Genomic DNA, 26,753 nt, shown 5'->3' with positions numbered 1-26,753 from the left:
TAAGAGACCTGCTATATTTATAATTCAAAAAGATTAAAGGATGGCTTTTGCCTTTTTATTTGGGGTAATTATAGACGTATCGTAACCAGAAAAGGTTTTCATATAATGCTTAATTGTAGAGCCGTAAGCATCAGAAATGTTGTTGGCTCCGTAGCTCCTTAAAAACTTTTTAACACTCCCTGGGCCAGCTAAGTGTGCTGCAGCTAAAATACCAGATTCTGTTATTTTAACTCCAGATATAACCTTTCCCTCAAAGCGTTTAATATCTTTTCTTAGTACCCATTTGTTACGCGATGCATTGGCAATAAAAGCTTTTTCTTGTAATTCTGGACTATACAAAAACTGATTTGGTGTATAAATCCCTAAAAGTTTTAAGGTTTCAGAGCCAAATTGGTACTTTCCTAAATACCCTAAAGTATTTACGGTAAAGTAATTACCTTGAGATTCTTTAAACGCTAAAGCTTCTTTAAAACCCTGAAATGAATATCCTAAATGAGGTGTAAATAAAGATGTGTTAGACGTCTTTTCTTCAGTCATCGCCAATTCAGAAGACATATTATAATTTAAATCTAGTCCCTTGGTCGAATACAATTCGGGATTTAAACTAGAATTAGGATATAAAGCTAAGGCAACAAGCAAACAAATTGCAAATGGTAATACAATATTCTTAATGCTATTTTTAGTCATAACAGCCAATTATTAAACTCATAAAACAGTCCCCAACTGCTTCATAAAATTCTCGTGCAAATATACAACTTATATAGATATACTGAAATTCAGAACGTTAAGCTTTGTTAAAAGTTATTAAAAGTAAATATAATGCAGCTTCGCACGACCTTTACTATTAAGTTCTATGGTAGGAAAAGGGATCTTAATAACGTTAAAAACGCTAAAAAGTGTTTTTAAGACCTGAGAATTTGTCTTTATGCGTGTTAAATCGATGTCTAAACTTAGGTAATACTGACGGGTTCTATTTTGGTTTAAAAATAGAGGATCATTTGCGTCACCTGTTAACATACCGTCAGCACCATAGCCAAACGCTAAATTGAGCCAATTAGGAATATAATCTGTTTTTAAAAATGAATTGATATTTGCACTTAGCCAATACGTTTGTCCATTATAATCTTTTAAAAATTCTTCAGTTAGCCCATTGCCTAATTTATCTGGACGTTGCTTAGCAAACGAAGTTCTGTGAAATGAATATTTTAAAATGAAACGTTGCTCTTGCCATAACACATCTTGGCCAATATACAAGCCAGTTCCTATCGTATTTGCAAGCATATCTGTCCATGAAAATCCCCATTCTTCAGAAAAACCATCCATAACCTCAACAGCAGTGAGAAAACCTAAACCTAGTGTAGCGCCATAAATTAATTGATCTTTTCTACTTACACCAGACCAACGTAATGCGTTGGCACCAATTCTTCCTAATTGATAAGATGAAAACACATGCCCAAACTTATCCATTTGTAACCATTCGTTACTATCATCAATAGTTTTAAAATGAGACCGCGGATAATCGGCATACCATAATTGATCTAAACTAATTAAGGTTAAGGTTGCCAATGACGCTTCAGTAATAATTAACCCATTTCTCCTTGCGGTATGTAGTGTGTCACTAGGTTTTAAAAACTGATTTAACTGAGATTGCGATGCTACGACACCAGAGACACTAAGCCAAAAGATGATATGGTATTTTAACCACCTCAAGCCTATCTATTAATACCTTGAGAAGACAAGTACCTTTGATATTGTATGGCGTTATTATTATGCTGCCTAAGGGTTTTTGCAAACTTATGATAACCAATTCGCTTTGCGTCGGCTGCAAAATAAAGATAATCATGTTTTTCTGGATTTAAAACGGCTTTTACAGCAGATAAATCTGGCATAGCTATTGGTCCTGGTGGCAAGCCTAAATTTTTATAGGTATTGTAAGGTGAATCTATTTCTTTGTGAATATTTAACACGCGCCTAATGATAGTATTCTTGTATTTTGGTAATTGATATGCTGCAAACTTAAGTGTTGGATCAGCTTGTAATGGCATGCCTATTCTGAGACGATTTAAATAGACACCAGCAACACGAGGTTGCTCGTTGGGTTGTTTAGATTCTTCGTGCACAATAGATGCTAAAGTCATTACCTCTTCTGGTGAGAGATGAAGTGCTTTAGCTTTTGCACGCCTTGCATCATTCCAAAACCGATGGTATGCTTTTAACATTTTATCTCTAAAACCCTTAGCAGAGGTGTTCCAAAAAAACTCATAGCTATTAGGCAAGTACATGCCTAGTGCGGTAGCTTTGGTAAATCCGTTTTTATCTAAAAACGAAGCTTCGGTCATAACTTTTATAAGTGATAAGCTATCGGCTTCAAGCTGAGCGCTAATACGCCCTGCTAAATCTTGTAGTGTATGCTGATTATTAAATGCTATTTTTAGCGGTAAATTTTTGCTTCTAATGGAATTAATAATTTCATTGTTATTCATTCCTTTTAAAATCTGAAAACGCCCAGCTTTAATATTAGAAGTATATTTTTTTTGTTTTGCAAGGGCATCAAAAGTACCCATATCTTCTAAAAGCGGCTCTAATTGCTGTCTTACCTGAAGATAATTTGACTTTGTTGGCACATAAATGTAAGCCTTCTCTTCATTAAACTTAGTATTTGGTTCAAACATAGCACCATAAATATAGTAGGCTATAACACCAAATATGACTAAACCAATTAGGGCAATAGCCCAAAGTATTTTCTTTATATACATCTATTAAGCATTAATACGTTGTAAAATATATTCGTTTAAAAACTGTTTACCATCAAAACTCCAGTCTTCTTTTAAACCTATAGTTTTAAAACCGTTGTTTTTAAACAACTTTAGACTAGCCGTATTATTTTCAGAAATATTGGCATAAACCTGATGTAGGTGAAGCGCCTCAAAACAATAATCCACTAATAACTGTAAAGCCTCCTTGCCGTAACCAATATCTCTATTAGATTTATCCTTAATTAATATACCAATACCTGCGCGTTTGTTCTTTATATTAAAATCGAAAACGTCTATAAGGCCAATAGTGCAGTCATTAGGTGTACAAATGACCAACCGTAATTGCTTAGCTTCGTAAATATCTTGATATGCATTTTCAAGATATTGTTTAATCAAATATCTTGAATACGGTGTTTGTGTATCGCTTAATTCCCATAAGGATTCATCATTTTCAATCTCGTAAATAAAATCGAGATCTTCTGGCTCTAAAGCCCTTAATAGAATATGTTTACCTTTTAAACTTACCATTTAAGCTCACCTTTAAACACTTGCTCAGCAGGGCCTATCAACCAAATGTTTTTATAACCATTAGTAGTGGTCTCAAAACTTACTTTTAGTTGACCTCCTTGAGTTTTTAAAGTTACTTCATTAGTTTTGGTCTTTGCGGAATGGTGCATAGCTAAAGCAACAGCCGTTACGCCTGTACCACAAGAGAGGGTCTCATCTTCTACTCCACGCTCGTAAGTTCTTACTGCAAACTGACTTTCTGATAATTGCTCAACAAAATTTACATTACTACCTGCTTTACCATAAAGCGCACCATAACGTATCTGTGAGCCATTAGTTTTAACATCAAATTCTTCAATATTTGAGACTAATTTTATATGATGAGGAGAGCCTGTATCTAAAAACAAATGCTCATCAAAGGTCTTTATGTCAGCTACCTCTTGCATTTGCAAATGCACAATATTATTTTCTATTTTGGCTTTGTGTAAACCGTCAATTGCTTCAAACTCGGTTTCATTATTTATAATTCCTAAAAACTTTGCAAAAGCAGTAATGCATCGTCCGCCATTACCACACATGGTACTCTCGTTGCCATCTGCGTTGTAATAGACCATTTTAAAATCAGAATTTTTATCATTCTCTAGAAGGATAAAACCATCTGCTCCAATGCCAAATCGTCGGTCACACAATTCTGCGATGCGTTTGGTATTATTCTTGTCTATAAGTTGCAAACGATTATCAATAATAATGAAATCGTTTCCTGTGCCTTGGTATTTATAAAAAGATATATTCATAATATGAGCACAAATATAACAATATTAGGGCGTAAAACGAGCTGTTAAAAGGCAGTTAAAGTTGACGTTAAATAGTCGTTAAAAGATAAAAACAATTCAATAAATTTCTAACTTTAATCGTTAAATACATTGTAATATAAATCTGAAAATTATGAAGAAGATTCTAACTTTAATTTGTGTTTCTGCATTAGGTGGTGTTTTAGCCTTAGGAGGTTACAAGCTTTTTGTAGAAGAAGAAAAAGAACAGGTAACTGTAGAACAAGTTTCTGATTTACCTATTTATGTTCCTACCACTAATACTACCAATACCGCTGTTGCCGAGGTGCCAAATTTTATAGAGGCAGCCGAAAAATCATTGGACGCTGTGGTACATGTAAAAAACACCTCTATTGTTACGGCACCGATGAGTATGGAGGATTTATTTTTTGGTCGTAACTCGCAACGCGCTCAAGTAGGCACAGGTAGTGGAGTTATAATTTCACCAACAGGTTATATCGTCACTAACAATCATGTTATTAAAAATGCTAACGAGATTAGTATTACCTTAAATAACAATAAATCATATATGGCAGAACTCATTGGCACTGATGAGGCCACAGACATAGCCTTGCTTAAAATAGAAACCAATGACGATTTGCCGTTTATGGCATTTGGAGATTCTGACAATGCCAAGATTGGTGAGTGGGTCTTGGCAGTAGGTAATCCTTTTAATTTAAATTCTACAGTCACCGCAGGTATTATTAGCGCTAAGTCTAGAGATCTTAGTGGTAAAAATACACAGTCCTTTATACAAACAGATGCTGCAGTAAACCCTGGTAATTCTGGTGGAGCTTTAGTAAACACAAATGGAGATTTAATTGGCATTAATACAGCCATATCTTCTAGAACGGGTTCCTATATAGGGTATTCCTTTGCTGTACCAAGTAACATTGCCCGAAAAATCGTTAATGACATTATGGAGTACGGCAATGTACAAAATGGAATACTTGGTGTTGTTGGTGGAACACTTAATAGTGCATTTGCAGAAGAAAAAGGATTAGATATTACCGAAGGTTTTTATGTAAGCGAGGTACAAGAAGAAACTGGTGCTGAAAAAGCAGGTATAAAGTCTGGTGACATAATAAAGAAATTAGATAATGTTGAAATCAGTAAATTCTCAGACCTAAGCGGTTATTTAAAAACTAAGAATCCGAATGATGTGGTTAATGTAACATTAATTAGAAACGGAGATGAAGAAGTTGTATCTGTTACTTTACTAAAACCATCAACTTACATTGTAGAAACTATAGGATTTGTAAAGAATGCCTCAAAAAATGACTTAAAAAAATATGGTGTAGATTATGGTATAAAAATTTCTAAGTTTGATGAAAATTATAAACCATATTGGAATCGTGAGGGTATTAAAGAAGGAAGTATTGTAACCCGAATTAATGGCAAAAAGCTTTACTCTGTAGATGATGCACAAAATGTACTCAAATCTAGAAACTTAGGAGAACCGCTGCGAATCGAAGTCATTAACAAAGAAGGCGAAAAAGTAGTTTACAACTTTAGATAAATCCATCAAAATTTCGATCATAAAAACCCTTTAAGAAATTATTCTTTAAAGGGTTTTTTATTTTCGGTAAAATACGCTACGAAAACGTTTGAAATATGTATTTTTACGCCAAATCAAAACTACTAAATCAATCTAAGAATGGGTTTTAACGACACTTACGAAAAAGAGTTAGCCTTTCAGGCAGATCGTAGAAGAGCTACGGTTGAGTTTATTAAAACGGTCAGCGATCTTTGGTACGACAATTCCATAGAGCTTGTTTTATTCAGAAATCAATTAATTGACAGAAAAGTCAGTGAAATTTTAAATCTGCATGAATACGCTGGTGCATTTGTACAGAAACCAATTTCAATCTTTGATTCTGTAGAGATTGCGCAAGCTATTAAAAAGCTTAACCTTCCACCTTCAAAATTAGATATTGGTAAACTTACCTATGAATATCATTTAGAAGACCAAAAATACAATAACGCCATAGCCTTTGTTTCAGCAAAACTTGCTGATGCTAAAAAATCCAAAAATATAGAGCCTAAAGATGTTGTACTTTATGGTTTTGGTAGAATTGGTAGACTTGTAGCGCGCGAGTTAATGACGCGTACTGGCAAGGGTAATCAATTACGTCTTAGAGCCATTGTAACCCGAGGCGAGATTAACGCATCTGTTTTAGAAAAACGTGCTTCCCTATTACGTAACGACTCTGTACATGGAGATTTTTCGGGCATGGTGACTATTGATGTTAAAAATAGTGCCTTAATTATTAATGGGACTACCGTAAATATTATTTCTGCTAACGCACCAGAAGCAATTGATTATACAACGTACGGCATTAATAATGCCTTAATCATAGATAACACAGGAGCCTTTAGAGATGATGAAGCACTAAGTAGACACCTTAAAGCTAAAGGCGCAAGCAAAGTATTATTAACCGCACCTGGCAAAGGCATACCAAATATTGTACATGGTGTTAATCATTTAGAACACAGCCCAGATAAGGTAGATATTTTCTCGGCTGCATCATGCACAACCAATGCTATTACGCCTGTTTTAAAGGCTATTGAAGATTCTTTTGGCGTAAAGTCTGGGCATTTAGAGACCATACATGCCTACACCAACGATCAGAACTTAGTAGATAATTTCCATAAAAAATATAGACGTGGTAGAGCGGCAGGTTTAAATATGGTAATTACCGAAACTGGAGCAGGTAAAGCTGTAAGTAAAGCATTGCCTTCTCTAGAGGGGAAACTAACTTCTAATGCTATACGTGTTCCTGTACCCAATGGTTCGCTTGCCATTCTTAATTTAGAACTAGCTAAAAAGACATCTGTACAGAGTTTAAACACCATAATGAAAAAATATGCGCTCGAAGGCCATTTAGTTGAACAAATTAAATATGAAATGAGTGATGAACTCGTTTCTAGTGATATTGTAGGTAGCTCTGCTCCTTCAATCTATGACAGTAAGGCCACTATTGTTAGAAAAGACGGTAAAAATGCCGTTATCTATGTTTGGTATGATAATGAATATGGATACAGCCACCAAGTTATAAGATTAGCAAAGTACATTTCTAAGGTAAGACGCTATGCTTACTATTAGAAACTCTTGAAAAAGGAAATTTAAAAATCTTGCTAATAGCAAGATTTTTTTTGTTTACATATCATTATTCATAAATAATTTGTTTTTAACGCAACCGTTTAGCTCTAATTACATCTACTAAATAAATTCATACCCACGGAATTATATTTTAACTAAAACATCAATCAATTATGAAAAAAATCAAGTTGGTAATTTTTGTTGCTACGATTCTTTTATTTCAAAACTGTATTAATTGGGGAATAGACGGTGGTGAAGTCATTGAAGGCCGAATGAACTACGAGCCAGTTGTAATACAACGTTCAGAATTTGAGGCTTCAACCTTTATAGAAAACACACCAAGATCCATAGAAAATTCCGGTAAGATTTACGTAAAAGGTAATTTTATTTTTATAAACGAAGTCAATAAAGGATTTCATGTTATTAATAATACGGATCCAGCCAATCCTGTAAATATAGGCTTTATTCAGGTTTTAGGGTCTTCGGATCTAAGTATAAAAAATACTGTTTTTTATGCTAATAATGCAAGAGATCTTATCGCCTTTACCTTAGATGAAAGTAATGAGAGTTTAACTATTACAAAACGCATTGCTAACGTATTCCCGCAGATATGGACACCAGATGGTCCAGTGTATTTTGGAGTTGGCGAAGATGAAATCGTAGTAGATTGGATACCTGCAGATTAATTAGTCTAAAACTATAGCTATTATACTTTAACCTATCGCAGGTTTATAAAAATTAAAACAGATGAAAAACATATATACTTTACTCATAATTATAACACTATTACTAGGTTGTAGCTCAGACAGCGCATCCAATGATGCCTCTACCTTTAATGAAACTGGACAAGGAGGTTCTTTGGCCAGATTTGCACTGTACTCAGATTACCTTTACGTGGTTGATGATACAAACCTAAATGTATTTAGTATTGTAGACCAACAGCAACCCGTATTGGTTAATACAGTTAATATTGGCTTTAATATTGAAACTCTATTTCATTTAAAGAACCACTTATACATTGGCTCTAGAAATGGTATGTACATCTACAACATTAACAATCCAGAAGAACCTACTTACGTTTCTGACGTTCAGCATTTAACAGCATGCGATCCTGTTGTCGCTAATGAGACTCATGCCTTTGTTACCCTGCATACTAATATAGGTTGTGGCGTTAATCTTAATGTTCTAGAAATTTATGACATCAATGACATTACAAATCCGGTTTTAATATCCTCTAGAAACCTCACGAGGCCTATTGGCTTAGGTCTTTACGGAGATTATCTCTTCGTTTGTGATGATGAAGTTAAGGTTTTTGATATTTCAGATCCCGAAAATTCGCAATTAGTAACCTCTATTAATGTAAATAGTTTTGATGTTATTATTAACAATAACATATTGGTGCTCATTGGCGAAAACGGTTTATATCAGTACAGTTTAGATACTAACAACATAACAAATATTAGTCCTTTAAGCATTATCAACATCTAAAATTAAATTTGGTTCGTATATACTTATGCCTCTCATATTTTGAGAGGCTATTTGTTAGTTAATAATTATAACATGCTTATAAAATTATTATCTTGGCACTTCATTAATCCAATCCAACCAAAATATAATTACGGATGAAATTCTTAACCAAAATCTCTGTAGCACTTTTAATTACATGTAATTTACAGTTTACAAATGCACAGCAAAAGCTTAATGATATAGACGAAAAATACTCGTTAAACAGTGGAAACATTAATAGCCAATTTGAATATGTTTTTAGAAAATCTGGCAACTTTAAAGGCACCAACGGACAACCCTATGAAGCTGTAAAACAAATTTGGCTATTAAAATTAAAATCTAATGTACTAGACTCTCTAAAAACTACCTACACTAAATTAAACAGTTCGGAGAAAACCGTAGAACAGCAAAATAAAGAGATTGAAAGTTTAAAAACACAACTTCAAAACACGCAAGTAGATCTTTTAAATACTAACGAAGAAAAAGATAGCATGGCACTTTTTGGTGTACAAATGGGTAAGACTAATTATAATGTATTAATGTGGAGTATTGTTGCCGCTTTATTAGCATTAGCAGTATTTTTTATTTGCAAGTTTAAAAACAGTAATGCACTTACCAGAGATGCTAAAAATAAGTTGGAAGAAGTAGAAACTGAATATGAAGATCACAGACGTGTAGCACTAGAACGTGAGCAAAAGGTAAGACGTCAACTTCAAGATGAAATTAACAAAAATAAGTCTTAGTAAATTACATGCGTTTATAACGTTTAGAGCAAGGCATAAGGTTTTTATGAAGTCATTTACGTATCTTTTTTTGGTACTTATTGTACTAAGTTGTTCAACAAAACAGACGCGTAAGTTAGATCCGATTACAGCATATTATAAAGGTTTAAATGCCTCCAACTTTAAAGATATAAACACGCACATTGCAGATAGAATAACAATTATAGAAGGTGATTATATAATGCCGTTTAATAAAAATACGTTTTACCAACACTTTAAATGGGACTCAGTTTTTAATACAAAATACAACTTAAAAAACATAGATTCAATTACACCCTCTATTAGTATTGCTACAGTTGAGAGCCGTTCATTAAAATTTAAATTTCTAAAAAACAATCCCTTAACCTGTAAATTTAAGTTTTACCTAAAATCTGGAAACATATATAAAATTGAAACTTTAGACTGCTTAAATGCAGATTGGGATACATGGCAAAAAGAAAAAGATCTACTGGTAAAATGGATTGCAATCAACCATCCAAAATTAGATGGTTTCATATACGATTTAAGTATGAAAGGTGCCCAGAATTATCTGAAAGCTATTGCGCTCTACCAAACTAAGCCATCAAATTGATCACTTAATATTCTTACAATCTTTTTAAAAGTCTATATTTGCAGCGCTTTAAATATAAATTAGAGTTTAAAGCAAGAGTAAACCCTCAAGGTGAGGGATGTGCTAAAAAGAAGTATTTCAGCCTTTAAAGCCCAATGGCTTTTATAACAAGGCGAGTTAACCTTATTAAGGTTGTTGTTATGTCGATACACTTCTAAATAGTACCTCATAACAACTTATAAATACTTATAGAATGAGTACATTCCAAGAACTTGGTCTTAACGAAGACCTTATCAATGCTATTAATGATTTAGGTTTTGAAAACCCTAGCGAAGTTCAACAAAAAGCAATCCCATTATTATTAGAGGAAGAAGCTGATTTAGTGGCTTTAGCCCAAACTGGTACTGGTAAAACAGCTGCTTTTGGTTTCCCAATGCTACAAAAAATTGATGTCAACAGCAGAACCACTCAAGGGCTTATCCTATCTCCCACACGAGAGTTATGTTTACAAATTACCAATGAGCTTAAGTTGTACGGTAAGTATTGTAAAGGTTTAAACGTTGTAGCCATCTATGGAGGTGCAAGTATTACTGAACAAGCGAAGCAAGTAAAACGTGGCGCTCAAATTATTGTAGCAACACCTGGTCGTATGAAAGATATGATTAGCAGACGGTTGGTTGATATTTCTAAAATACAATACAGTGTTTTAGATGAAGCAGACGAAATGCTTAATATGGGCTTTTATGAGGATATTACAAACATCTTATCGCATACACCAGACGATAAAAGTACTTGGTTATTCTCAGCAACTATGCCAAAGGAAGTGGCTACAATTGCAAAGAAATTTATGTACGATCCTATTGAAATTACAGTAGGTAATAAAAATGAAAGTACAAGCAATGTCTCCCATGAGTATTATCTTGTTAATGGTAGAGATCGTTATTTAGCGCTAAAACGTTTGGCAGATGCTAACCCAGATATATTTTCTGTAATTTTCTGCAGAACGAAACGCGATACACAGCGTGTGGCAGAAAAGCTTGTGGAGAGCGGCTATTCTGCAGGCGCACTTCATGGTGATTTAAGCCAAAATCAGCGTGACTTAGTAATGAAGTCCTTTAGAAACAAGCAAATACAAATGCTAGTAGCTACTGATGTTGCTGCGAGAGGTATTGATGTTGATGATATTACACACGTAATTAATTACCAATTACCTGACGAAATTGAAACTTATACACACCGTTCTGGCCGTACAGGACGTGCAGGTAAAACTGGCGTATCTATGGTTATTGTTGCCAAAAGCGAGGTAAGAAAAATAAAAAGTATTGAACGCATTATTAAAAAGCAGTTTGAAAAGAAAGCTATTCCCTCTGGTATGGAAATCTGCGAAGTACAGCTTATGAGCTTAGCTAATAAAGTGCACAATACAGAAGTTAACCATGAGATTGATAAATACCTAGATAACATCAACGAGTTATTTAAGGATACTGAAAAAGAAGAATTAATAAAGAAGTTTTTCTCGGTAGAGTTTTCGCGTTTTTTCAACTATTATCAGAAATCTAAAGATTTATCAGTTTCAGACTCTAGAGATTCTGGTGGAGACAGAGACTACGGTAAGCAATCTAATGACTCACGTTACTTTATTAATGTTGGTCGCAAGGATGGTTACGATTGGATGTCTTTAAAAGATTTCCTAAAAGAAGTGTTAGACTTAGGCCGCGATGATGTCTTTAAAGTCGATGTAAAAGACAGTTTTTCATTCTTTAATACTGAAAAAACACAACAAGAAAAAGTCCTTGCGTTCTTTACAGATTATAAACACAACGGACGTTTTGTTAATGTTGAAGTCAGTGAAAACAAAGGCCGAGGTGGTGGAGGAAGACGCGATAGAAACCGTGGTGGCAGAAGACGTAGCGACAAACCAAGAGAAGAAAGACGCTCTAGAAGGTCCGATTCTAGCAACAACAGGTCCGAACGAAGACCAAAAAGAGACGATAACTCAAAACCGAGACGTTCTGGCTCACCATCAGAGAGGCCAAGACGCTCTCGTCGTAAATAAGACATGGTTTACCTATACTATGAGTAAACGTTAATATTTAGTCAAATGTGTAAAATCTTTAGTCTATAAATGCGTTTAGTTTAGTACCTTTATCGTGTAAATGTATGTAATGCGCTTTTTTCTCATTTTTATTTTATGTCTATCTACGGTTATTGGCTTTGGTCAAGATAGTACTGCTGTTGATAGTCCTAAAACAGTAAAAGGAACCATAACGAGCTCTACTACAGAAGCCCCTTTAAGCGAAGTTAATATTGTAAATATTAATCAAGTTGTAGGGACTGCAACCGACGATAATGGTGCCTTTGAGATCAAAGCCAAGGCTAACGATACCTTACACCTTTCCTACCTAGGTTATAAATCTATAAAAGTTAGAGTAACAAATGATTGGTTAAAATTTGGGAATACCGAAATAGTGATGACCGAATTAGCATTAGCGTTAGAGGAAGTAACTGTTAGGCAACTACAATTAACGGGTTATTTAGAAGTAGACATGAAGCAAGTGCCTATTCAGTCTAATAATCAGTATCGTATATCTGGCTTATATGGCAAGGCTTATGAAGGTGGTAAATCCAATATTGCTACTAAAGTATTGGGCGCTATATTTAACCCTGCTGACTTCTTATATAATATGTTTGGAAAAAAACCAAACGAAATGAGAAAGCTGAAAAAAATGAAAGAGGACGACGAAATTAGAAATCAACTCGCAAAACGTTTTGATAGGGAAATGCTTATGGTCTTACTTCAGGTTACAAAATTTGATTTAGATGAAATTATAAACCAGTGTAACTACTCAAAAAACTTTATAAATACGGCAAACGACCTCCAAGTATTAGATGCTATTAGTGAGTGTTATGAAGAATATAAAGTAATTCAACGCAGTAAAGACCGTAAAAAAAGTAAAAGAAAAAACAGAGCTTAAATAAAAAGGTGATTATAAACGTTTAGTTAGATTCATAATATCGATCTACTATAGTATCGTAGTCCTTAATTGTTTTTTTAATCCAATCTAATCGTTTTGTAATTAACTCGTCTTTAGACAACTTCCAATCTATATTAGAATTGCGTAGTTTTGAGGTGACATGCTGCAATATAATTGCGGCTGATACTGAAATATTTAAGCTTTCCGTAAAACCCACCATTGGTATTTTTAAAAAACAATCCGCATCATCTAGTACCTGTTGAGATAAACCCTCAGTTTCTCTACCAAAGAAAAAACAAGATTTTTTAGAAATATCAAAATCTATTAAATCACAATCCTCAGCATGTGGACTTGTGGCTACAATCTGGTAGCCTTTAGACTTTAGATCTTCAATACAAGCCTTTGTTGTATTATAGCGATTAAGGTCTACCCACTTTTGCGCTCCCATAGCTATTTCTCTATCAATCTGTTTAGAGTTCACCTCTTCAACAATATTTACTTCTTGTATACCAAAAACATCACAAGAGCGAATAACCGCACTGGTATTATGCAGTTGATATACATCCTCAGTAGCTACAGTAAAATGCTTAGTCCGTTGTGCTAAAACGTTTTTAAAACGTGTTCTTCGGTTTTCAGTGAGGTAGGATTCTAAATGTTCTAAAAGTTTTAGGTCTGACATACACCAAAAGTATGAAATTGAAGTCGAAGTTGAAGTCGAAAATGAAATCGGAATTGATTACTTTTAAAAAATGAAACACATCGTAGTTTTAACAGGAGCAGGTATGAGTGCCGAAAGTGGTGTAAAAACCTTTAGAGACCATGACGGACTTTGGGAAGGGCATGATGTTATGCAAGTGGCCTCGCCAGCAGGATTTCAACAAAATCCTGAATTGGTGTTAGAATTTTATAACCAAAGACGTCGTCAACTCAAAGACGTAGAACCCAACCAAGCTCATAAAAACTTAGCTGATCTTGAAAATGAATACAAAGTTACCATCATTACTCAAAATGTAGATGATTTACATGAGCGTGCAGGTAGTACTGATGTTGTGCATCTCCATGGCGAATTACGTAAAATTAGAAGTACTGGAAACCCTAAGGACATTAAGGTTTGGACCGAAGATATCAATCTGGGTGACACTTGCGATAAGGGCTACCAATTAAGACCTCATATTGTATGGTTTGGCGAGGACGTACCCATGATTGACACAGCGATTAAAATTTGTTATGCTGCCGATATTCTGGTAATTATAGGAACTAGTATGCAAGTTTATCCTGCAGCAAGTTTAATGCATTATGTGCAACCAGACACTAAAATCTATTATATAGATCCAAAACCCGCTATAACCAGCAATCCTTACATTAAGGTAATTCCTAAACAAGCCACCAAAGGTATGATAGATTTTATAGACTTATTAAAGAAAAATTGATAACGATAATGACTTTATAACATATAATAATGCCCTATTTTAAAAACATAAATTAACAAAAATGAATAAGCGTTTACTCGGAAAAACAGAATTTGAAGTCTCTGAAATTGGATTAGGTACTTGGCAATTAGGAGGCAAATGGGGCCAAGATTTTAATCATAACAATGCCGATAAAATTCTTAATCTGGCCATTGATAATGGTGTTAATTTTATTGATACGGCAGATGTTTATAATGATGGTGATAGCGAAAAAGCAATCGGTCGACTCATTAAGTCTCGTAGTGAGAGAATATATGTTGCAACAAAATGTGGCCGACAACTTTCGCCTCATAACGACAAAGCCTACCAAACAACCGCATTACGAAAATTTGTAGAAGATAGTTTAATGCGTATGGGACTAGAAACTTTAGATCTAATTCAGCTGCATTGTCCTCCTACCGAAACCTATGATAGACCCGAAATATTTGACCTTTTTGATACCTTAAAAAAAGAAGGTAAAATTTTAAACTTGGGTGTTAGTGTTGAGAAAATTGATGAAGCTAAAAAAGCAATTACATATAGCAACGTTACTACAGTACAGATTATTTTTAATATGTTAAGGCAGCGTCCTGCAAATGATTTCTTTGCTTTAGCTGCTAAAAATAATGTTGGTATAATAGCTAGAGTACCCTTAGCAAGTGGGCTGTTGACAGGGAAATTTTCACCATCAACTCAATTTAATAAAAACGATCATCGCTCATTTAACCGAAATGGGGAAATGTTTGATAAAGGTGAAACATTTTCTGGAGTAGATTATAATAATGGATTAAAAGCTGTTAAAGAGATCAAAGAACTTTTTCCTAAAGATGTAGATTTAGTTAAAATAGCTCTAAGGTGGATTTTAATGTTTAAAGAGGTAAGCTGTGTTATTCCTGGTGCATCTAGCCCTGCTCAGGCTATAGCAAATACAATGGCATCCGCACAACCTAATCTAACTTTAGAACAAATCGATGGTATTAAAAGAATTTATGAGGATAACATTTGGCCAGATATAGCCAATGAAAAATGGTAATAAAATTGCTTTTAGGGTTTAGTAAAAAACTAAGCTTTTTTTGAATTTCAAAGGCTTTAGTTAGCACAAAATATTCTTAACTGTAAAAGCTGTATTTATGATGCTTTATAATGCCACATATCTATATATTCTTCGCCTCTATCCACTTACTTAGATACTTGGCACTCTGTAGTGTATGATGCTGCAATAAATTGCCAATAAAATTATTTTGGCGATGTACTTTAAGGTTGTTAATTAATTCTGTAATGCAATTGCTAAACTCAGTTTCAAAATTAGATTTTTGAAAACGTTTGGTAATAACTACAAATCCATGTTTTTGTGTGTCTTTCCAAATTTCAGAATTGTTATAAAGTTTCACTGCTTTTTTAGCAAAGATTTCAGGATTTTCATTTATAAAACCGTTTACTTGTTGAGATACTTCGACAGGCTCAGTATTACATCCTGAATTATAGTTATCAGATAGTTCCGAATCAAACATGCCTTCAGCGGCTATAGAAGACATAACGCATGGTGTCCCATTTTGCATAGCATCTATTAGTTTACCTTTTAGTCCTGCACCAAAACGCAAAGGTGCTAAACATACTTTGGCATTTTGCATAATAGCATTAACATCTTCTGCAAAACCCTTAATGAAAAAGCCCTCTTTTTCATTATGTAATTGAGTTACCTTTTGAGACTCGTAAGCACCATAGATATGCAATTCTGCTTTGGGTAATTGCTGTCGTATCAATGGCCAAATCGATTGCTTTAAATATAAGACCGCATCGTAATTTGGCGGATGTAAAAAATTACCAATGGTAATAAAATGCTGTCGCTCTTCAAAAGATGGCAATTGATCGTTTATGTTTTCAGAAATCGGTTCGAGCAAAAAGGGGAGATAATATAATAGCGCTTTATCAATTTTAAACTTATTAGTTAGAATTTCAATCTCAACTTCAGAAATGATTAAACTTAAATCGCAACGGTAGATACTGGCAATTTCACGTTTTGTAGTGTCATTTTGTAAATGTTCTGTTGAAACCTCAACGCTCTCTTTTAAAGCCAGTTCCCTAGCCTTTCGTAAACCATGAAAATCTTCGGTATCTAAAATTCTTAGTGCGTCTGGGCAATGTTCTGCAACACGCCAACCATACTGTTCTTCTATCATAAACCGATCAAAAAGAACAATAGCTGGTTTTAATTGGGTAATAAACGCATCAAAGGAACTATCATTTAAAAGAATAGGTTGCGTTGTAACGCTTAATTGAGAGAGATCAAAAGTATTATCTGAAGTTTTTGAAGCACTCGCAAACACAATATTATACTCTTGTTTTTGAAACTGCTCAATAAGCTGTAACATCCTAATACCTGCGGCAGAACTCTTAGGCTCTGGCCATACCGTACCAATAATTAAGAGGTTGTTATGAGACATAACAACCTCTTAATTGAAAATTACAAGGACTAAAATGGTAAGAAGTATTAACCATTATAATGTTTATTACTTTTCACTTAAATATACAAAACGCTCTAAACGTTTTAATTCTTTATCATCAACGTATTTACCAATCTCTTTTCTAAATTGAGCGAGACTACTGTATGGTTTATATTCTTCAAACTCATGTGCCATTTTATTACCAACACCTGGTAAGGCTTTAATATCTTCTTCTGACGCTGTGTTTAATTCTACAGGTACAAATATGTAGTTTAAATAACGTTCTACTTCGGCGTCATCTACATATTTACCAATTTCTCTTTTAAATTGCTTTACACTGGTGTATGGTCTGTACTCTTCAAACTCATGCGCCATTTTTTCACCTACACCTGGTATCATTTTAAAGTTTGCTTCTTCAGTAGTGTTTAAATTAAACGGTACAAATACGTTTTTATAAAGCGCTTCTTTATCTACATTAGTAATTAAAGCATCTAAATCTTCCATGTTAACAAACGGTCTTTGCTCTAATATTTGAGCTACTGTTTCTGCTGAAAGCCCAAGTGTATTAAGTTCTGCTTCTGTAGCTAAATTAGCATTTAAAACCACAGAAGTTTTATCAGCTATTTCAGATTTGGCTTCTGTTGTTGTATCTGTCGTTTCTGTTGTTTCTTTTTTATCCGCTTCTGTGTTTTTACAACCTGTAAAGCTTATACCAGCTAAAACAAATACGAGGACTAATTTTGTAACATTTTTCATTCTTTTAGATTTATAAGTTTTAAATATGAATATCCAATTAATGCTAAAACAATCATGCTTAAAGGTGCTAATGCTGGTAATGCACCAGCAAAACTTTCTAAAAACAAATGCCAACGGTCTGCGGTTGGTGTCATCTCTATTTCAAATTCATAATTAGATTGTAGATGCAGAATCGTTCCGTAAATACCGCTTAAAACTGTAAGAACCAGTAATAATTTAAACACATTTTTAATTATTATCGTTTTACGAAACGCTAAAATAATTACCGTAAGTAGCACTAAACCAATACAAAGTATTGGAATAAGCTGCAAAAAACTTTCATAATGACTAAGTAAGTACAATTCTAACACTGTACCGACTGTCATTAAAAGTAAGGCTATTAAAATAACGTTGTTTAAACGCAAGAGATTTAGCTTAATTTGATTTTAACACAAAATTACGCACGAAAGATGGTAAATAAAAATTATTTAGAAAAATTCTAAATAAAATAAAAGTTGAAATTATAAGCCTTAAATTAAGGCTATCATTTTTTTGCTATTTTCGTTTTAGTATTAGCCATTTTCAAAACTTGTTTTTTTTGACAAAAGATCAACTTTACAAAGAATTAAATTACGTAAATCATTCGCGCGAAAAGCGTTTGTATTATGCTAATTTAGTTATTGATAATCCTAAATTAGTAAAGCCACTTCTTGAAATTCTTTTTGAAGTTAATGACAAAATTTCGTGCCGAGCGGCTTGGGTTTTTGAGTTTATGTGTGGCGAAAAATTAGAAGCTATTATTCCTTATTTAGATACGTTTACACAAGAGTTGTCAAGGGTACATTTAGATTCTGCCGTGCGCCCAATGGCTAAAATTTGCGAACACTTAATTAAAGCCTATTATTCTAAAACTTCTAATCTTATAAAATCTCATCTATCAGAAACGCATAAAGAAAAAATAATTGAAGCCTGTTTTGATTGGATGATTAATGACGAAAAGATTGCACCCAAGGCCTACTCCATGACCTCCCTATATTTACTAGGCACAGAATACGATTGGATACACCCAGAATTGGCTATTATTTTGGAGCGCGATTTTCAGATGCAAAGTTCAGGTTTTAAGGCTAGGGCTCGGCATATTTTAAAAAAAATAAATCCCAAAATCTAATAACTACTGATAACTATCAACCATCTAATACCTAGTACCTACTACCTACTATCTACTATCTAATATCTACTATCTAATATCTACTATCTACTATCTACTGTCTACTGTCTACTGTCTAATGTCTAATGTCTAATGTCTAAGATCTCTCAATTAACACTTTTCATCAACTACGTTTCCTCATCCAACATACTTTGCTATCTTTGCAGCCTTAAAATTTGTAAAGTACATGGCACTCTCACAGCTTAACGCAATTTCACCAATTGATGGTAGATATAGATCTAAAGTAGACGCTTTAGGTAATTATTTTTCTGAAGAAGCATTGATAAAATATAGAGTTTTAGTAGAAATAGAATACTTTATTGCACTTTGCGAATTACCGCTACCACAATTAGAAGCTGTGCCTCATTCTGTATTTGAAGATTTAAGAGCGATTTATAAAAATTTTACTTCACTTGATGCTGCTTCCATTAAGGAGATTGAAAAAGTTACAAATCATGATGTTAAGGCTGTAGAATATTTTATTAAAGAAAAGTTTGATGCATTAGGTTTATCTGACCACAAAGAATTTATACATTTTGGATTAACCTCACAAGACATTAATAATACCGCAATTCCTTTATGTATAAAGGACGCTATGAACAATGTTTACGTACCCGAATATTTTACTTTACTTGAAAAAATAGAAGCGCTTGCCAAAGAATGGGCAGACATCCCAATGTTAGCAAGAACACACGGACAGCCAGCGTCACCAACACGTTTAGGCAAAGAGATTGACGTCTTTGCAGTGCGTCTTAAAGCGCAGTTTAATTTATTAAACGATGTACCAAGTGCTGCTAAATTTGGTGGTGCAACAGGTAACTTTAATGCACACCAAGTGGCTTACCCTAATATTGATTGGAAGGCTTTTGGAACACAATTTGTACAAGAAAAATTAGGCTTGCAGCATTCGTTCCCTACAACACAAATTGAGCACTACGACCACATGGCCGCTTTATTTGATGCCTTAAAACGAATTAATACCATCATTATAGATTTGGATCGGGATATATGGACCTATGTGTCTATGGATTACTTTAAACAAAAAATTAAAAAAGGGGAAGTGGGTAGCTCTGCGATGCCTCACAAAGTAAACCCGATTGATTTTGAAAACAGTGAGGGTAATCTCGGAATTGCCAATGCTATTTTTGAGCACCTTTCTGCTAAACTACCAATCTCTAGATTACAACGCGATCTTACCGATAGTACTGTACTTAGAAATGTTGGTGTACCATTTGGTCATACCCTTATTGCCTTTAAGTCTACCTTAAAAGGTTTAGGTAAATTACTACTTAATGCCAATAAATTTGAAAAAGACTTAGAACAAAACTGGGCCGTTGTTGCAGAGGCCATACAGACTATTTTAAGACGCGAAGGTTATCCGAACCCTTATGAAGCCTTAAAAGGTTTAACCAGAACTAATGAAGCTATAACCAAAGATTCTATTTCAAATTTTATTGATACATTAGACGTTGCAGATACTATTAAATCTGAATTAAAATTAATTTCGCCTAGCAATTATACTGGTATATGAGACTGTTTCCAATAAATAAAAACACAATTGCCTTAAGTCTAACTTTTATTATTGTTATCACATTTTTTGCAGCAGGTGTGTTAGATGTCTTAGATTATTTTATAGTTAAGAGTCTTTTATTTTTGGCTTATGGTATTTTATTTATTTACGCCCTCATTTATATCCAATCTAATGAGAAGAAAAAAAAAAAACCGTCCTGAAGCATAGCTCCAAAACGGATTCTCATTAACATTTTAAATAATTGTCAGTTTATTTAAAAAAATCGGAAAGGCCTTTAAGATCTGTATCGTCAAATTTTGCTTTATCCAAAACCGTTCTTAAGGCATATATTTTACCAGCATTCATATCATCACCTAATAATCTAGCAATAATAAATCCTCTATTTACGTCACTACCAAAGATGATAACTTCATCAACATTATCAATATCACCTATATATTTAACTAAATATTTACCCTCACCTGTACTTCCTCTTACGAGCTCTTCATATTTAGGATTCTTTAAAATAGCAGTGACTTTTTCAATTTCCTGCTTTATAGTACCAGTAGAAGAATCCTTTGGCATGTAGGTTAAAATATTAAGTTTATCTACAGACTTATAGGCATTTCGTTGCTGCTCGGTCATTTCAACATGCTCTATATTAATCAAGCTTGTTGGTGCATCTATCTGCGCGTAACCAGACTTAAGCTCATTATCTACATAGTAGGTTTGCAATGTTGGTCCTTGGTTACAACTTATTAGAGTTGTAACCAAAGCCATCATTACTATTAGTTTTTTGATTGATTTTGTCATATTAATTTCCCATGGAAATAGGAATCTTTTAATAATTAGTTCTTCTTTTCACTAGCTTTCTTTAACTGCTCACCACCCGGAATATCCATTTGGTTTGTAATTTTAGATACTTGTCTAAGGTCTATATCACCTGTTAAGGATAATAATACCGTTTCTATTTCGCGCTTTTTACCATTAAACTCAATATTTTGTTCTTTAGTAATCTCTTTTAGACCACTTACAAACATTAATAGTTCTTTTACATGATTTTCATCCTTACCTTCTTTTACGTAGAATTTTACAGTTTGGTCACCATCCTTAATACGCATTAATTCTTCAAGATCAGTAGATTTTAAGTACTTTGCTACTGTTGCTTTCATATCTGCCGAGATCTTTTCATCGCCTGTGGTAAATACTTTTAATCCTGTGATTTTCTTTACCATATCCATATATTCTTGGGCTTCAGGATCGTCCATATCTATATCTATACTGGCTATCATACTAAACATCTTTTGGTTAACAACAACAGATGCGACGTCATCTAAATCTTCAAATTTGTCAAAGATACTTTGCGCACCAGATAACATTGGTGCTACAACTAATGCAATTATTACAATTACTTTTTTACTCATGGTGTTTATTTTGCTTTTGTGGGAGTATAAATTTTTCATAATTTCTAAGTTTTGTGTGTTTATTTTTTTCTTGTTTTAAAAATTTTATTTGTTGTTTCTGAAAATTCGCTTAATCGACCTGCTTCATCTATTCCATGATTTAAATTATTAGACATCATAGCAAGCGAATTTAACTGTTGCTTTCCTTCGTTCATTCCTATTGAAACTAACTTAAAAGCGTCCATAGTTTGGTTATAGGCTATTAGTGCATCTTGCTGTTGTTTCAGTTCTTTATCTGTTGGACCAAGAACTTTTGGCACTATAAAACCAAGCATTAAAACAGTAACGGCTGCGACAGAAATCCATTGATACACTTTAGTGTTTTTAGTTTTTAATGAAACGTCTTTGGTGTACTGCTCTTGTTGCGATTGCGAAAAGTAGACAAACATGGATTTGTAATGCTCTAAATGTGGCGCTACATCCTCTCCTTTAAAATAAGCCCTTAATTGTGCTTCTTCTGCTAAAGAGGTCTCTGCATTGTTATACTTTTCTAAAAGTTTTTCTATATCATTTAATACCATAGCGATGTGTATTAGTCAATTTTTCTCGTATTGTTTTACGTGCTCTAGATAAGTTTACTCGTATTGCTGTCTCGTTCATATCTAATATTTTAGCGATTTCAGCAAAATTATAGTGTTCTATATCTCTTAGCTGCACTATTATTTTTTGTTGTTCTGGTAGGTCTTCAATTATTCTCCAAACCCAACCCATACTATCTCTAGCTTCTACTTGCTTTTGTAATGACGAACTATTGTCCGTATAATTACTATGTACAATCTTTAGATTTTGTGCTTGTTTAGATTTTAAACGGTCTAAACAAAAATTCTTTGTCATGGTCATTGAGAAGGCTTCTACATTTTTATAGTCTTCTATTTTACCTTTGTTTCTCCATAATTTCAATAGTATTTCTTGGGTAGCATCTTCAGCTTCTTCACGAGACACTAATAAGCGCTTCGCTAAACGAAATACTTTATCCTTAAACGGCATTACTAAGCTTACAAAATCTGCTTGCTTCATTACTAATTTGATTGGTTGTCCCTTTGCTAACTCAACTGTACTGCACAATGGCAAACTCAGGCTAAAAAAACAGTTTTTACCTGCTTTCAATAGTACGACGACCCACTTTACATTTTGTTACAAAGTTTTTTTATTTACAATAATGTAAGTAAATTTAGAGTTTTACTAACTAAAGTAAAACCATTGCTATTTATTAAGAAAAAGAAATTATGATAAAGATTAAATACTTACTACTTTCATTAGTTATTGCCCTATCTCTAACAAGTTGCTTTGAGGACCAAGATGATAATGCTATTGCAGCCTCGGAAATTAATGATTTTGTTTGGAAGGGGATGAATGCTGTGTATTTATATAAATCCGATATACCAGATTTAGCTGATGATCGCTTCTCTTCTAATGAAGAATTTGCCAACTACCTTAATGACTTTGATACGCCAGAAGCCTTATTTGGATCGCTATTATTTGCACCTGAAACCGTTGATAGATTTAGCAGAATAGTAGATAATTACTTTGATCTTCAAAACCAACAGCAAGGAATTAGCCTAAGTAATGGGCTTGAATTTAACCTATACAGAGTGTCCGAAGGAAGTGACGAGGTATTTGGCGCTATAACTCTAGTGCTTAATAACAGTGTGGCAGATGATTTAGGATTAACTAGAGGTCAGATATTTAGAGCTGTAGATGGCATTAATCTTAATGCTTCTAATTTTGGAGATTTATTATTTAGGCAAAATACGTACACCCTAAATTTTGCAGACTATGATGATAATGGCACTACAGAAATTGAGGACGATACTATAACACTAAATGGTACAAGTGAAACACTTACTAAAGTTGAATATACCGAAAACCCTGTGCATATTGCCCAAACACTAACTTTGAGTAATAATACAAAACTGGGTTATTTAATGTATAATGCATTTAACCGTAATTTTGACAGCCAATTGAATGAAGCCTTTGCTAGTTTCCAAGCAGAAGGAGTACAAGAACTCGTTTTAGACCTAAGATATAATGGTGGAGGATCGGTACAAACTGCAGCATATCTAGGCAGTATGGTTACAGGTCAGTTTAATGGTGAAATCTATTCTAAGCTATTTTATAACGAAAATTTACAACAAGCTAATGCCGATTTTCTTTTTACAAATTCTATTGAAGATATTGGTGCTATTAATAGTTTAAATTTATCTAAAGTCTATGTTTTAACTACAAATAGAAGAACAGCATCCGCAAGCGAGTTGGTCATTAATAGCCTTAGATCTTATATCGATGTTGTAGTTATCGGCGAAAATACCGTTGGAAAAACCCAAGCGTCTATAACGATTTATGATTCTCCAAATTTTAATTTTGAAAACGTAAACCCAAATCATAATTACGCCATGCAGCCTTTAGTTGCAAATTCTACAAATGTTAATGATGAAACCGTACCAAGTAACGGAATTGCTCCTAACATTCCATTAACGGAAGTTAGATATAATTTAGGAACTTTAGGAGATCCTAATGAACCTCTTTTAGCAGAAGCTATTGCTGATATTTTAGGCACTGGCAGATCTGGTATAAATACTGTAAGACGACAACAGTTTGTAGAAACTTCAATAGAAAATAATAGTTTAGAACAAGATATGTTTATTGAATAAAACAGAGGCTGTCTGAAAAGTATTATTAGTTGTCATTTAGAGTGCAGACGAGAAATTTAAAATTTTGATTTTCAAAGCATTTCGACTACGCTCAATGAGACAGATTTCAGTTTTACTGACTTTTTAGACAGCCTCTTTGTAACGCTAAATTAGTTCAACGTTTTATTAATATTTTGAAATTGAAACATTAAAGCTACTGAAACACCACTTCTGTAAGCGTGGTATTACTGTTTTTAATGTCATATAGGTTTTTACTTTGTTTTAGGCATTTTACAACGCTTAAAGATTTAAATTAAATCCTAAATTGAAACCTCTCCCTCGGGTTTCAAACCCAAATAGTTCCTGATACTCTTCATTAAAGATATTAGTAACGTTTGCAAAGACCGTCATTCTATCTTTTAAAAGCTTATGGCTAGCATAAAAGTCCGTAATTATAAAAGGCTCTAAATTTACAGTAACACTTTGAAACGTTGTATTATCAAAGAACACATCATTTCTATCATTGTTAAATTGATAGGTTATACCTAAAGTTGTTTTATCGCATAATTGATAGTCTAACCTAGCATTAATCTTCAATTCTGGAATACGTAAATTTAAGTCTTCACTAATTTTAGTGTAGGTTACATTAGTATTTAAATTCAGATTTTTTACAGCCATAATATTAGCTACAAACTCTAAACCATTGGCATTAAAAGCGTCTTCAACATTTCTATATTGAAACACAAAACCGCCTGTATCTACAAAATCAATAAAATTGTCTTCATTTCTATTAAAATACACCAAGCTTAAGGTTGCTTTGTTATCTAAATGAAGTTCTGCGCCGATCTCAAAGGTATCGTTCTCTTCGGGTTGTAAATCTGGATTTCCAAAATTTGGTTCAAACAACTGAAATAAAGACGGTGTAATAAAAGCCGTACTATAACTCACCATACCTTTTAAGTAACCAAACTCAAATGATTCTTTAATAGATGGGTTAATACTATAAACCAATTGACTCCCGTATTCACTATGATTATTTAATCGTAGACCTGCATTTATATTTAACCCAAAATCTGAAACATAAACGGCATTTAAATAAGGATCTATACTATTAAATGTAGCATTATCTGGGTTTATATCTTGGCTAAAAGCTGTTTCTTCAAATGGAATAGAAAAACTTTCCATAGTGTTATTTTGATAGTTAACACCCATTACCGTATAAAATGTATCCTTAAAATTATAGCGATTAAAGGCATCTAATACCAAACTTTGCGCATTAAACTTAGAAGGAAAACTAGACTCCGTCTCTCGCTCTATAGTATTATAGGCTGCGTTTAACACTACAGTTCCTTTGGTATAGGTATATTCTGGAGACAATCCTATTCTAAACTGTTTAGACCTAGAGACGTTATCAGCATCCATCATACCAAAACTATCATCAAAATCGGCATCAAAGTTATCAAAACTTGCATAGGTATTAACTTTAAAGTCTTCATTAAATTTATAGCCAAGTTTTAAATTTCCGTTGTAGCTTTTAAACTTGTCGGACTCTGTGGTATTTTCTATGGCCGATAAACCGTCTGTGGACTGTAACCCAAAGCTTGCCAAATAGCTCATTTTATCTACAGTACCATTAACAGAAATACTGTTTCTAAAATCTTCAAAAGCATAACTTTTATCTTCTGACGACCTATTGGTACCAGCGGTACTTCTTAAATTAATATTAAGTTTTTTCTTAGTCGCTTCTTTAAGTTTAATATTAATAACTGCAGTTGCAGCACCTGTACCGTACAATGTACTAGATGCCCCTTTAAGAATTTCAATAGAGTCTACCTGGTCGGCATTAAGTAGGCGTAAATCATAATCATTGGCAATCTGTGAAGCATCTGTGAGCTGTATACCATCAATCATAATTAAAACCTGGCGATTTCTACCTCCTCGTACAATGTAACCCAAATTTTGGCCTGCATTACTTCGTACACCATTAACCTCTACACCAACGGTTCTTCCAATAATTTCTGCAATACTTTGGCCCTGCATTTTGTCTAAATCTTGAGCGGTGATTTTTGTAATTACTTTACCAGAGTTTTCACGTTTTAGTGCAAAACGAGAATCTGTAACAAACACTTCATCTAGTGCTTCAATTTTTACTGAATCTTTCCCGATAGCTGTTGGGATTTTTTGCGCAAATCCAGTAGACAACATACCCATAACAAGTATGCTACAAAACAATTTTATCTTGTTCATTTTAAATTTTAATTGTTCGAGAACATATAGAAAACTATACGTAAACTTTTATCCCGAAAG

General features: G+C 33.6%; 27 protein-coding genes. 13 read left to right on the top strand and 14 right to left on the bottom strand.

Features of this window, described 5'->3' with window-relative positions:
* Positions 1–33: 33 nt before the first annotated feature.
* From Q0800_RS01660 to dapF, 5 genes are all read right to left on the bottom strand, one after another.
* Positions 34–687: a peptidoglycan-binding protein LysM gene (locus Q0800_RS01660; protein WP_299127050.1), complete on the bottom strand. Its 654-nt coding sequence runs from the start codon at positions 685–687 to the stop codon at positions 34–36.
* A gap of 117 nt (positions 688–804) precedes the next feature.
* A complete protein-coding gene (locus Q0800_RS01655) occupies positions 805–1,710 on the bottom strand; it encodes a DUF2279 domain-containing protein (protein WP_299127048.1) in 906 nt (301 codons plus the stop codon).
* Between the two features lie 2 nt (positions 1,711–1,712).
* Positions 1,713–2,756: an endolytic transglycosylase MltG gene (gene mltG / locus Q0800_RS01650; protein WP_299127047.1), complete on the bottom strand. Its 1,044-nt coding sequence runs from the start codon at positions 2,754–2,756 to the stop codon at positions 1,713–1,715.
* A 3-nt stretch (positions 2,757–2,759) separates the two neighbouring features.
* Positions 2,760–3,284, bottom strand: a complete 525-nt coding sequence (locus Q0800_RS01645; protein ID WP_299127046.1) for a GNAT family N-acetyltransferase — start codon at positions 3,282–3,284, stop codon at positions 2,760–2,762.
* Complete coding sequence (dapF, locus tag Q0800_RS01640) at positions 3,278–4,057, bottom strand: diaminopimelate epimerase (RefSeq protein WP_299127044.1); 780 nt, start codon at positions 4,055–4,057, stop codon at positions 3,278–3,280. The genes Q0800_RS01645 and dapF overlap by 7 nt, the downstream gene beginning before the upstream one ends.
* Before the next feature lie 151 nt (positions 4,058–4,208).
* On the opposite strand from dapF, the gene Q0800_RS01635 reads away from it, so the two are divergent.
* From Q0800_RS01635 to Q0800_RS01600, 8 genes are all read left to right on the top strand, one after another.
* The gene (locus Q0800_RS01635; RefSeq protein WP_299127043.1) at positions 4,209–5,612 is read left to right on the top strand and encodes a trypsin-like peptidase domain-containing protein; all 1,404 of its coding nucleotides are present in this window, start codon (positions 4,209–4,211) and stop codon (positions 5,610–5,612) included.
* Positions 5,613–5,750: 138 nt separating this feature from the next.
* A complete protein-coding gene (locus tag Q0800_RS01630) occupies positions 5,751–7,199 on the top strand; it encodes a glyceraldehyde-3-phosphate dehydrogenase (RefSeq protein ID WP_299127042.1) in 1,449 nt (482 codons plus the stop codon).
* A 170-nt stretch (positions 7,200–7,369) separates the two neighbouring features.
* Positions 7,370–7,882 (top strand): hypothetical protein, encoded by a 513-nt coding sequence (locus Q0800_RS01625; protein ID WP_299127040.1) that lies wholly within the window; start codon positions 7,370–7,372, stop codon positions 7,880–7,882.
* 61 nt (positions 7,883–7,943) lie between these two features.
* The gene (locus Q0800_RS01620; RefSeq protein ID WP_299127039.1) at positions 7,944–8,684 is read left to right on the top strand and encodes a hypothetical protein; all 741 of its coding nucleotides are present in this window, start codon (positions 7,944–7,946) and stop codon (positions 8,682–8,684) included.
* A 134-nt stretch (positions 8,685–8,818) separates the two neighbouring features.
* The gene (locus Q0800_RS01615; protein WP_299127037.1) at positions 8,819–9,445 is read left to right on the top strand and encodes a tRNA (guanine-N1)-methyltransferase; all 627 of its coding nucleotides are present in this window, start codon (positions 8,819–8,821) and stop codon (positions 9,443–9,445) included.
* Positions 9,420–10,055 (top strand): hypothetical protein, encoded by a 636-nt coding sequence (locus Q0800_RS01610; protein WP_299127035.1) that lies wholly within the window; start codon positions 9,420–9,422, stop codon positions 10,053–10,055. The genes Q0800_RS01615 and Q0800_RS01610 overlap by 26 nt, the downstream gene beginning before the upstream one ends.
* A 232-nt stretch (positions 10,056–10,287) precedes the next feature.
* On the top strand, positions 10,288–12,090 hold the full coding sequence (locus Q0800_RS01605; RefSeq protein WP_299127034.1) for a DEAD/DEAH box helicase: 1,803 nt from the start codon (positions 10,288–10,290) through the stop codon (positions 12,088–12,090).
* 109 nt (positions 12,091–12,199) lie between these two features.
* The gene (locus Q0800_RS01600; RefSeq protein ID WP_299127032.1) at positions 12,200–13,009 is read left to right on the top strand and encodes a carboxypeptidase-like regulatory domain-containing protein; all 810 of its coding nucleotides are present in this window, start codon (positions 12,200–12,202) and stop codon (positions 13,007–13,009) included.
* Between the two features lie 22 nt (positions 13,010–13,031).
* On the opposite strand, the gene Q0800_RS01595 is transcribed toward Q0800_RS01600, so the two are convergent.
* Positions 13,032–13,688, bottom strand: a complete 657-nt coding sequence (locus Q0800_RS01595) for an RNA methyltransferase (RefSeq protein WP_299127030.1) — start codon at positions 13,686–13,688, stop codon at positions 13,032–13,034.
* A 70-nt stretch (positions 13,689–13,758) separates the two neighbouring features.
* On the opposite strand from Q0800_RS01595, the gene Q0800_RS01590 reads away from it, so the two are divergent.
* Both Q0800_RS01590 and Q0800_RS01585 read left to right on the top strand, forming a co-directional pair.
* Positions 13,759–14,439, top strand: a complete 681-nt coding sequence (locus Q0800_RS01590; protein WP_299127028.1) for a Sir2 family NAD-dependent protein deacetylase — start codon at positions 13,759–13,761, stop codon at positions 14,437–14,439.
* Positions 14,440–14,500: 61 nt separating this feature from the next.
* Positions 14,501–15,490 carry an aldo/keto reductase gene (locus Q0800_RS01585; protein ID WP_299127026.1) on the top strand — a complete coding sequence of 330 codons (990 nt, stop codon included), beginning with the start codon at positions 14,501–14,503 and terminating at the stop codon, positions 15,488–15,490.
* A 121-nt stretch (positions 15,491–15,611) separates the two neighbouring features.
* On the opposite strand, the gene Q0800_RS01580 is transcribed toward Q0800_RS01585, so the two are convergent.
* From Q0800_RS01580 to Q0800_RS01570, 3 genes are all read right to left on the bottom strand, one after another.
* Complete coding sequence (locus Q0800_RS01580) at positions 15,612–16,901, bottom strand: glycosyltransferase (protein WP_299127024.1); 1,290 nt, start codon at positions 16,899–16,901, stop codon at positions 15,612–15,614.
* 66 nt (positions 16,902–16,967) lie between these two features.
* Entirely contained in the window at positions 16,968–17,657 is a 690-nt protein-coding gene (locus Q0800_RS01575; protein WP_299127023.1) for a helix-hairpin-helix domain-containing protein, read from the bottom strand.
* Complete coding sequence (locus tag Q0800_RS01570) at positions 17,654–18,061, bottom strand: hypothetical protein (RefSeq protein WP_299127021.1); 408 nt, start codon at positions 18,059–18,061, stop codon at positions 17,654–17,656. Before Q0800_RS01570 ends, Q0800_RS01575 begins: the two co-directional genes overlap by 4 nt.
* A gap of 173 nt (positions 18,062–18,234) precedes the next feature.
* Here Q0800_RS01570 and Q0800_RS01565 point away from each other — a divergent pair, with 173 nt between their 5' ends.
* A complete protein-coding gene (locus tag Q0800_RS01565) occupies positions 18,235–18,804 on the top strand; it encodes an adenylosuccinate lyase (protein ID WP_299127018.1) in 570 nt (189 codons plus the stop codon).
* A gap of 226 nt (positions 18,805–19,030) precedes the next feature.
* A complete protein-coding gene (purB, locus tag Q0800_RS01560; RefSeq protein ID WP_299127016.1) occupies positions 19,031–20,374 on the top strand; it encodes an adenylosuccinate lyase in 1,344 nt (447 codons plus the stop codon).
* A 249-nt stretch (positions 20,375–20,623) separates the two neighbouring features.
* Here the strand turns inward: purB and Q0800_RS01555 are convergent, their stop codons facing one another.
* From Q0800_RS01555 to Q0800_RS01540, 4 genes are read right to left on the bottom strand one after another with little or no spacing between them, the layout of a single operon-like run.
* Entirely contained in the window at positions 20,624–21,166 is a 543-nt protein-coding gene (locus tag Q0800_RS01555; RefSeq protein WP_299127013.1) for a DUF4252 domain-containing protein, read from the bottom strand.
* A gap of 35 nt (positions 21,167–21,201) precedes the next feature.
* Positions 21,202–21,777 carry a DUF4252 domain-containing protein gene (locus Q0800_RS01550; RefSeq protein WP_299127011.1) on the bottom strand — a complete coding sequence of 192 codons (576 nt, stop codon included), beginning with the start codon at positions 21,775–21,777 and terminating at the stop codon, positions 21,202–21,204.
* A gap of 59 nt (positions 21,778–21,836) precedes the next feature.
* On the bottom strand, positions 21,837–22,337 hold the full coding sequence (locus Q0800_RS01545; protein ID WP_299127009.1) for a hypothetical protein: 501 nt from the start codon (positions 22,335–22,337) through the stop codon (positions 21,837–21,839).
* Positions 22,324–22,833, bottom strand: coding sequence for a sigma-70 family RNA polymerase sigma factor (locus Q0800_RS01540; RefSeq protein WP_299126994.1), 510 nt, complete (start codon positions 22,831–22,833; stop codon positions 22,324–22,326). Before Q0800_RS01540 ends, Q0800_RS01545 begins: the two co-directional genes overlap by 14 nt.
* Positions 22,834–23,042: 209 nt before the next feature.
* Here Q0800_RS01540 and Q0800_RS01535 point away from each other — a divergent pair, with 209 nt between their 5' ends.
* Complete coding sequence (locus Q0800_RS01535; RefSeq protein ID WP_299126992.1) at positions 23,043–24,467, top strand: S41 family peptidase; 1,425 nt, start codon at positions 23,043–23,045, stop codon at positions 24,465–24,467.
* A gap of 279 nt (positions 24,468–24,746) precedes the next feature.
* Here the strand turns inward: Q0800_RS01535 and Q0800_RS01530 are convergent, their stop codons facing one another.
* Positions 24,747–26,693, bottom strand: coding sequence for a TonB-dependent receptor (locus Q0800_RS01530; RefSeq protein WP_299126990.1), 1,947 nt, complete (start codon positions 26,691–26,693; stop codon positions 24,747–24,749).
* Between the last annotated feature and the right edge of the window lie 60 nt (positions 26,694–26,753).

This window comes from uncultured Winogradskyella sp. (assembly GCF_937958655.1).
Taxonomy (GTDB): domain Bacteria; phylum Bacteroidota; class Bacteroidia; order Flavobacteriales; family Flavobacteriaceae; genus Winogradskyella.
This window is presented reverse-complemented; position numbering and strand designations above follow the sequence as displayed.